Here is a 6,863-nt window from a genome sequence, read left to right on the forward strand (position 1 = left end):
GATAAGGCCGAGATGAGCGAGCATCCAGCTTGAAGAGCCGAATCGAGGGAGACGAGCTGCAGGATGGACGACCCGGGAGTGGCGAAGGTGCCGTTCGACATCGGCGCATACGTCCAACGGACCAAGGAAGGGCCGTGCTTCATATGCGCCCTGGTTTCGGGCGAGTCAGAAGCCTTCCACGAGATCGTGTTCGAAGACCGTGCTCACGTGGCGTTCCTGAGCAGGTATCCGACCCTGGCGGGCTACACGCTGGTCAGCCCGAAGCGGCACATCGAGGACGCCGTCGGAGGGTTTACCGAGGAGGAGTACCTCGCCATCCAGGCAGTGGTCCGGAAGGTAGGCCTAAGTCTGCAGGCGGTCCTCCCGGTCGAACGGGTCTACGTGCTCTCGCTGGGCAGCCGGCAGGGGAACGCGCACGCGCATTGGCACGTGGCGCCCTTGCCGCCGGGGATTCCTTACGAGCAGCAGCAGTTTCACGCGCTGATGGCCGAGAACGGCATCATCGAGCAAGATCCGGAGACGAAGGTCAAGCTCGCCCAGCGACTTCGCAACGCCATCCACTCCCAGGGCTAGCTACCGGCAAGCGCTTGAGGCCGCGGCGGCGGATGGCGATATCAACATCGCGTACTGCTGCATCGACTTGCGCACCTTGAATTGCGGATCGGACATGTAAAGGGCCCCGGCCTGCGAGCCGGGGCCTCGATAGTGCGATCTCAGCGAGTACGCGGCCGGCCCGTGAACAGGGCTGGGGCCGCGTGGCCCGCGTCGGTCACTCCCCCGACGGGGCCGGGAACTGGACGCCGTTGGCGATCGGCGAGCCGAAGTTCGGGGTGCCGTCCGCGTTGAACGTGAACTCCTGCACCCGTGTCTGCCTCGTGTTGCCGCAGCCCTGGCTGGACGAGGTGTTCCCGTGGTAGACCAGCCAGTGTTCGGTGCCGTCCGGCGAGGTGAAGAACCCGTTGTGAGCCGGACCGTAGACGCCGTTGCCCTGCTGGAACACCGGCGTCGACTTCTTGGTCCACGACGAGGCCGCGAGCGGGTTCGAACCGGTTAGTTCGAGCAGCCCCAGCTTGTAGTCCGGGGTGTTGCACGAGGAGGCCGAGAAGGTCACGAATGTCCGCCCGTCGTGCTGGAGCACGGCCGGAGCCTCGTTCACGCGCGCGCCCACGGTCTCCCAGCTCGCGCTCGGACGCGAGATCGTGGCGTGCGAGCCGGTGACGGTCCATGGGTTCGACATGGCGGCGATCCGGATCGACTGGTCGGCGCCGACCCATTCGCTCCACATCAGATAGAGACCGCCGTTGACCTCCAGGTAGGTGCCGTCGATGTTCCACTGGTTCGGCAGCGGTGTGCCCATGAACTCGTAGGGCCCCATGGGAGTCGAGCTCGTCGAGCGCAGGACGTGGAGTTTCTGGCCGTCAAGGTTCGTCTGCGAGTTCCCGGAGGTGTACATCAGGTACCAGGTGCCGTTGATGCGGTGGAACTCCGGTGCCCAGTGCGAGCAGCAGCGGCTCGGGGTGTTCGCGTCGTTCCAGACCACGGTGTCGCTCGCGGTCTTGAGCCCGGCCAGGGTGGTGGCGCGGCGCATGATGACCGTGGAGTTCCAGGTGGTGGTGGACATGTAGTAGTAGCCGTCGTGGTACTCGATCCACGGGTCCGCGCCGTTGTTGCGGATGGGGTTGGCGAGGGTGGTCTGCGTGCCGTCTCCGACCGCGTTGAGCCGCCATTTCTGGGCGATGCCGGCGTTGTAGGTGTACTGCGAGATGCGCGCTCCCGCGGTCGTCGACCGTTCCCACAGGTCGAGGGCCTTGCCGGAGAAGCGGTTGATGAAGCTGTAGGTGCCGTCGGAGTGCTCGGTGACCGACCACTGCTGGTTGGTGCCGCCGAGGTCGGTCCACTGCGCGATGGTCGCCCCGTTTTCAGCGTTCCATTCGTAGACGTCGAGCACCATGCTCGAGTGGCGGACCTGAATGCGGTAGTAGCCGCCGCCGGCGTCGATGAACCGGAACTGCTGGTTCGTCGCATCGGTGCGGTTCCATTGGGTGAGTTCGGCTCCGGCGGTGGTGGAGGCGCCCTTGATATCGAGGGCGAGGCCGGAGTGGGCGCTGGTGATGACGTACCAGGTGCCGGTGTTGACGGCGGCCTGGGCCGGGGCCTGGGTGGCCGCGACGAGGCCGAGGGCCGCGAGCGCGGTGGTGAGGGCGAGCGCGATGAACGTGCGCCAGCGTCGGCGAGTGGTCTGCAGCATGGTGTCAGCTCCCGTCCAGGACGGGCCAGCCCGCCGAGTTCCATTGGATTTGTTCGATATCGAGCGAGAAGCCGCCGCTCCGGCCGTACGCGTGATAGGCCATGAATCCCCTGTGGATGGATTGGCCACCCGCGGCGACGTTGGTGCCGTATGCCCCGAGGACGACGGTCCCGCCGCCGTTGCGCATGTCGACGCCGCTGGCGTCGACGAACGGGCCGGTCGGCGAGGTGGAGCGGCCGACGGTGATCTTGTAGGTCGAGTTCGCCCCGGCGCAGCAGGTGCCGATCGAGGTGAACAGGTAGTAGTAGCCACCGCGCTGCATCATCGAGGGGCCTTCGATGCCGCCGCTCTTGGTGGCGAGGCGGATCGGGGTGGCGCCGGCCTTGGGTTTGCCTGAGGGCCAGTCGAGTTCGATGGTGTGGATGCCCTGCTGCCAGGAGCCGAAGACCATCCAGTGCCTGCCGGAGGCGTCGACGATGATGTTCGCGTCGATCGCGTTGTAGGCGTTGCCGTTGTAGGACTGGAACACCGCGCCGCGATCGGTCCAGCCGTAGCCGGGCGCGGACGGGTCGAGGCTCGGGCTGGTGGCGAGGCCGATGGCCGAGCGCTGCGAGCCGAAGGTCGAGACCGAGTAGTACAGGTAGTAGAGGCCTTGGGCGGCGTCGTAGTGGATCTCGGGTGCCCAGAGGTTCTCGGAGCCGGGGATCTGCTGCGTGGTCCATGCCGGCTTGGTGTTCCACATGTACCCGGCGTTCTGCCAGGTCTGGCCGCCGTTGGTGGAGCGGAGGATCGGGATGTTGCCGTTGCTGAAGCGGATGTCGCCGGTGGCGTAGACGAACCACGGCTGGCCGGCGCATCCGGCCCACAGCGCGGGGTCGTGGGCGCCGAGGGAGCCGCCGAGGCTCGGCGGCTGGGTGGGGCCGCTGGCGCAGTCGTTCGGCTGCGGCTGCTGGCCGCCGCCGATGACCGCGAGGCTCCATTGCTGGTTGGTGTCGCCGGTGGCGGTGTACTGGGAGATGCGCCCGCCCGCGGCGGTCGACCACTCCCAGACGTCGAGTCCCTTGCCCGAGAGGCGGTTCACGAAGGTGGCGTAGCCGCCGGATTCGGTGACGCGCCACTGCTGGTCGGTGGCGTTCGCGTCGGTCTCCTGGACGACGTTCGCGCCGTCGGCGGTGGACTGGTTCTGCAGGCCGAGGACTTTGCCGCTGTGGCGGGATTGAATGCGGTAGTAGCCCCCACCCGCGTCGATGAATCTGAACTGCTGGTTGGCGGCGTCGTTGCGGTTCCACTGGATGAGGCCCGCGTTTTCGGCGGTGGAGGCGCCGTTGATGTCGAGGACGAGGCCGGAATGCCGACTGGTGAGGACGTAGTTGGCGCCTGAGTCGATGGCGGCGTGGGAGGTGGAGGGCGTGAGGAAGGCCAGGCCTGCCGACGCGATCACCGCTGCCGCGAGCCCGGCGAACCAGGATCGGCGTCTGTGCCGGACTTGGGGAGTGCTCATATGGATACCTGTCTCTATAAAGTGAGGGATAGAGAGACCTCTATGTTAACGGAAACATCTACCAGAACTCAAGACAATGGACACAGACAAATGCGGGAGGCGGCTCGGCCGCCACCCGCTCACTCCCCCGTTGCTCATACCTAAGCGCGGATCTCCGGTCGTTCTCCCAGGTCGATCGGCACCACAACCCCCGAGCGCAGAGACTGGACGGCCGCGTCGACGACCACTATGGCCGCGTACCCGTCCCACGAGCTGGGACCAGTCGGCTCCAATCGGGACACCACCGTCGCAACGACTTCACTCGTGGCCCCGCGACGGGCTCCGGTTCCGCCGTCTCCGTGGCCCCGTGGGACCGGAGCGTTTCGGCCTCAACCGGTGATGGGAGCCGCGAGGGCCTCGGGATCGCCCGCGTCGGCGACAATACGAAGCGCGCGCTCGAGAACCTGAAGGTCCTCAATGGTATCGACCGACGTGACGCGACCCCAGGCCAGAGTGAGGAACTGGAACACGGTGTTCTCGTACCGGGCACCGCCGGGCAGCTCACCCGACACCTTTGAGCGCACGGCCACGCGAGTGCGCCATGGGCCGCCATCGACCACAATGTCCTGGATGTCGAACCTGGCCCCTGGCAGCAGTCGAAAGGCCCTCTCCCACCAGCGGATCATCGCGTGCTTGCTCGTGCGGCGACCGCCGAGGGCATGGTCGCCGTGGAATCGGTACTCGAACGAGGGGGCCAGACCGTTCACCATCGGCATGTAGTCGCCACCGTTGATCCTCTCGAATGTCGAACGCACCTTGGCCCTGACGATCCGCTTGTACACCTCTACCTCCGTCTGCGGTCCGCGCCGCCGCTCGCATTTATGTTACTATCAGTAACATTATGAGTCATCCCGGCCGTCCGCGCAAGCGCTCCACTGAGCAAGACATCCTGCGCGCCGTCGCGGAACTGGTCGCCGAACGCGGGTACGCCCGTGTCACGATCGACGAGGTGGTGAAACGGGCCGGGACCAACAAACCCGCGTTCTACCGGCGGTTCCGAAGCCTCGCCGATGTCGTGCCGCAGTTGCTCGCCTCCCGCCACGGCACCGACGAGGACATCGACACCGGCACCATCGTCGGCGACCTGGTCGAAGTGCAACGGCGCCAACGGCTGCTGTTCACCGACCCGACGGTGATACGCGGCTTCGCCGGATGGCTCGCCGACCTCGACGCCGACCCCGAGCGCGGAGCGTCCTTTCTCGCCGAATACCTCGGCCCGCGCCGCGCCTACACACAGGTGATCCTCGCCCGGGCCGCAGCCAGAGGCGAGATCGCCGAGAAAGCGGATCCCGGCTGGATCGCAGACCTGCTCACCGGGCCGCTCATCATGCACGTCGTCATGCCCGGCCTCACCCCGGTCGACGGCGCCCTCGCCGAACGCAGCGTCCATGCTGCCCTGGACGCACTCGGCTACCGGGGCGACCGCTCGACCGTCGACCTCGATGACGCCGCGCCCGGAGGTAATACGTTCTTACTCGTACCCAATTATTGTGAGGGCGCGACGTGAAACCACGTCGCGCCCTCTAAGCGTTCGTCACTTTCCATACAGCGTGCGCATCGTCTGCGGGGTTATTCGGTGGTCTCTTCGGCTCCTTCTTCAGGGGCCGCGCTCTCTTCGGTCTGCTCGGGGTTGTTCTCGGTGTCCGCGGGCTGCTCCGGCTCGCCACCGTCCGCAGGCTGGTCGGCACCGTTCTCGGAATTGACGAGTTCCGCGAGCTCGTCCTTGAGATCCTCGACCTGCTGCTCCATTTCCCCGAGCTCTTCGGCCTCACTCGCGCACTCCTCGACGGAGGCGCCGGCGTCCAGGCATTCCTGCTCCGCCTCTTCGGCGGCCGAATCGAAGATCACGATCTTCCACCCGAGGGCGAAGCCGACGGCCAGAATGCCGAGCACCAGGCCGGTGGCGGCGGTGGCGTTGCCGGCGCCTTCGCGTTTGCGGGCCACGGCGAAGCCGATGATGGCGAAGACGATGGCGAGCGCGCCGAGGACGATGCTGCTGATGTTGATCAGGGGAAGCCAGAATCCGAGGATCGCGAAGATCCCCAGGACCAAGGCGGTGACGCCGAAGCCGTTGCCTTGCTTGACGGGAGGTTGGGCTGTCGGGGTGGGGGCCGGATTAGGCGAATATGCCACGATTGCTCCTGAAAACGTCGCTCTCTGAATGACCTTCGGGATGCCGGGGCCCAGAGTTTAGAGCATTGTTCGAATTGCGGGTCATGCCCCTAAAATCCATTTTCGACATAACTGCGGCTGATCACTGCCGCGACCAATGTGGTACCCGCAATTGCCTTGGGGTGTCTCATGATCGAGCCCTTCTCAACCTAATTGACACTTTTGGTGGGTGAGGGCGACGACCACCCGGGCGATCCGGATGACCCGGCAGGGTTCGCAGCAGAGTTTCCGCCTCGAATTCGACGACTGCGGCTGGGGCCACTACCTCTGCGACCTCGCCGCGATCGACGCAAAGATCGAACTCTCCTCGGCGACAAGCTCCCGAGTCCTATTGCCGCATCTCGCCGACGCCCCGGACGGTCCGTACCACCTCGACCACACGATCAGCCGTCAAGAATTTGAAGCGGGCACCCACGATCTGCTGGCGCGTTGCGAACTGCCGATCCGGCGGGCGCTGGACGAGGCCGATCCCATCTACCGCGACATCGATCAGGCGATCCTGACCGGAGGAGCGACCCGGATGCCGGCCCTGGAACCGATGGTCCGCCTGGCGACCGGATGCGCACGGTTCAACCAGGGCCTGATACCGGAAGGCATCGCCACCGGAGCCGCCTTGGCGGCGGGAGTGCTCACGGGAACCGTTAAGGACACGCTGCTGCTGGACGTGGGTTCGGCGCAGAAAATACGGTGAGCGCCACGCAGACCCACAACGAGGAATCAGCAAGCCCACAAGGCAGGACCGGAACCAATTCCTGCCGCAAGATACCGCCTGCCACCGGTCAAAGCCGTTCGCAAGCGGTCGCAAACGAACACATGGGCCCCACGAGGGGGCCCATGGTGGTGTGGACCTACTGCGCCATCGCGCCCTAGAGGCCTTCCATTTTCACTGGGAATTTCAGGATG

At 65.9% G+C, this 6,863-nt stretch carries 7 protein-coding genes; 3 read left to right on the top strand and 4 right to left on the bottom strand.

Annotated features, from left to right (window positions below):
• Positions 1–63 precede the first annotated feature (63 nt).
• Positions 64–573 carry an HIT family protein gene (locus tag FAB82_RS23930; RefSeq protein ID WP_136537083.1) on the top strand — a complete coding sequence of 170 codons (510 nt, stop codon included), beginning with the start codon at positions 64–66 and terminating at the stop codon, positions 571–573.
• 196 nt (positions 574–769) lie between these two features.
• Here FAB82_RS23930 and FAB82_RS23935 read toward each other — a convergent pair whose 3' ends face one another.
• The 3 genes from FAB82_RS23935 to FAB82_RS23945 all read right to left on the bottom strand — a co-directional run bounded on the left by FAB82_RS23935 (position 770) and on the right by FAB82_RS23945 (position 4,570).
• Positions 770–2,248 carry a family 43 glycosylhydrolase gene (locus tag FAB82_RS23935; protein WP_136537084.1) on the bottom strand — a complete coding sequence of 493 codons (1,479 nt, stop codon included), beginning with the start codon at positions 2,246–2,248 and terminating at the stop codon, positions 770–772.
• A 4-nt stretch (positions 2,249–2,252) separates the two neighbouring features.
• On the bottom strand, positions 2,253–3,749 hold the full coding sequence (locus tag FAB82_RS23940) for a family 43 glycosylhydrolase (protein WP_136537085.1): 1,497 nt from the start codon (positions 3,747–3,749) through the stop codon (positions 2,253–2,255).
• A 368-nt stretch (positions 3,750–4,117) separates the two neighbouring features.
• Positions 4,118–4,570, bottom strand: coding sequence for a nuclear transport factor 2 family protein (locus tag FAB82_RS23945; protein WP_136537086.1), 453 nt, complete (start codon positions 4,568–4,570; stop codon positions 4,118–4,120).
• 59 nt (positions 4,571–4,629) lie between these two features.
• Here FAB82_RS23945 and FAB82_RS23950 point away from each other — a divergent pair, with 59 nt between their 5' ends.
• On the top strand, positions 4,630–5,295 hold the full coding sequence (locus tag FAB82_RS23950; protein ID WP_136537087.1) for a TetR/AcrR family transcriptional regulator: 666 nt from the start codon (positions 4,630–4,632) through the stop codon (positions 5,293–5,295).
• Positions 5,296–5,357: 62 nt separating this feature from the next.
• Here FAB82_RS23950 and FAB82_RS23955 read toward each other — a convergent pair whose 3' ends face one another.
• Positions 5,358–5,921 (bottom strand): DUF308 domain-containing protein, encoded by a 564-nt coding sequence (locus tag FAB82_RS23955; RefSeq protein WP_136537088.1) that lies wholly within the window; start codon positions 5,919–5,921, stop codon positions 5,358–5,360.
• 208 nt (positions 5,922–6,129) lie between these two features.
• On the opposite strand from FAB82_RS23955, the gene FAB82_RS23960 reads away from it, so the two are divergent.
• Positions 6,130–6,651, top strand: coding sequence for an Hsp70 family protein (locus FAB82_RS23960; protein ID WP_136537089.1), 522 nt, complete (start codon positions 6,130–6,132; stop codon positions 6,649–6,651).
• The last annotated feature ends 212 nt before the right edge of the window (positions 6,652–6,863 follow it).

Source organism: Glycomyces buryatensis (assembly GCF_004912275.1).
GTDB lineage: Bacteria > Actinomycetota > Actinomycetes > Mycobacteriales > Micromonosporaceae > Glycomyces > Glycomyces buryatensis.

Bases quoted from the DNA above. Each gene is read 5' to 3' on its own strand.
- FAB82_RS23930 (WP_136537083.1), top strand. From the start codon at position 64: ATGGACGACCCGGGAGTGGCGAAGGTGCCGTTCGACATCGGCGCATAC.
- FAB82_RS23935 (WP_136537084.1), bottom strand. From the start codon at position 2,248: ATGCTGCAGACCACTCGCCGACGCTGGCGCACGTTCATCGCGCTCGCC.
- FAB82_RS23940 (WP_136537085.1), bottom strand. From the start codon at position 3,749: ATGAGCACTCCCCAAGTCCGGCACAGACGCCGATCCTGGTTCGCCGGG.
- FAB82_RS23950 (WP_136537087.1), top strand. From the start codon at position 4,630: ATGAGTCATCCCGGCCGTCCGCGCAAGCGCTCCACTGAGCAAGACATC.